At 46.4% G+C, this 1,064-nt stretch carries 2 protein-coding genes; one reads left to right on the plus strand and one right to left on the minus strand.

Annotated features, from left to right (window positions below; genetic code table 11):
- The coding region (locus A3756_RS21720; protein WP_156490675.1) for a WS/DGAT domain-containing protein at positions 1-682 on the plus strand (682 nt) is incomplete at its 5' end.
- Positions 683-697: 15 nt separating this feature from the next.
- Here A3756_RS21720 and A3756_RS21725 read toward each other — a convergent pair.
- The coding region (locus A3756_RS21725; protein ID WP_068507391.1) for a sirohydrochlorin chelatase at positions 698-1,064 on the minus strand (367 nt) is incomplete at its 5' end.

Below are 1,064 nucleotides of genomic sequence, written 5' to 3' on the forward strand. Positions count from 1 at the left end.
TTCTTTAGACAGAATTAAGAAACTGGCAGCAGAGGCGGATGCCTCGTTAAACGATATTGTGCTTTATTTATGTGGCACCTCGTTGAGGCAGTTCCTATTAGAAAAAGGACAATTACCTGAGCAACCTTTAACAGCAGGTATTCCGGTTAATATTCGCCCTGCGGATGACACAGGCACAGGTACGGCCATTAGTTTTATGATCGCTAGCTTAGCAACCAATGAAGCGGACCCGCTTCGCCGCTTAGCAACCATTAAAGAGTCGACCCAGATTGCGAAGGAGCACTTACAAAGCTTGCCTAGAGCATCGCTGACACAGTACACGATGCTGATGATGGCACCCTACTCTTTACAGCTTCTCACAGGCCTGGGCGGAAGAATGCGTCCAGCCTTTAACATTACAATATCTAATGTCCCTGGACCGAAAAAGGCTCTCTACTACAATGGCTGTAAACTTGAGGCGATGTACCCAGTATCATTAATCGCCCATGGCGGCGCATTGAATATTACTTGTTTAAGCTATGATGGTTCACTGAATTTTGGCTATACCGGTTGTCGTGACACCTTGCCAAGCATGCAGAACCTGGCAGTATTTTCAGGAGAAGCGCTCGAGGAGCTTGAAGGCTTACTTACAAAAAAAGCCAAGACAAGAAAGACGAAAACTAAAAAAGCCACGACTCGCTAATTATAACGAGGCTCATCAGGATACGCTTAGCGTATCCTGAATCAAACTGACCATCGCAGGCATACCTCCCAGATGAGTCTTAATGTTTATCTTAACATCAGGGTACTGCTCCCTAGCCTTAGCAACTTCGGCCGGAACGTCTTCTATAACATGCCTACCGGCTGACAAGAAGTAAGGCAAGACATCTACTTCAGATGCTCCCTGCTCTATACACTGGATAATTGAGTCGGGTATTAATGGCTCAGCCAGCTCCAAAAAGCCAGTATTGACGATCGCATATTGAGCGCCGACCTTATTCTGAACGCTACGGGAAAGCTCCCGTACTTCATCATTGGAGGACGCTCGTCGTGAGCCGTGTGCAACAATTACTAATGCTTTCATA

Source organism: Oleiphilus sp. HI0086 (genome assembly GCF_001635225.1).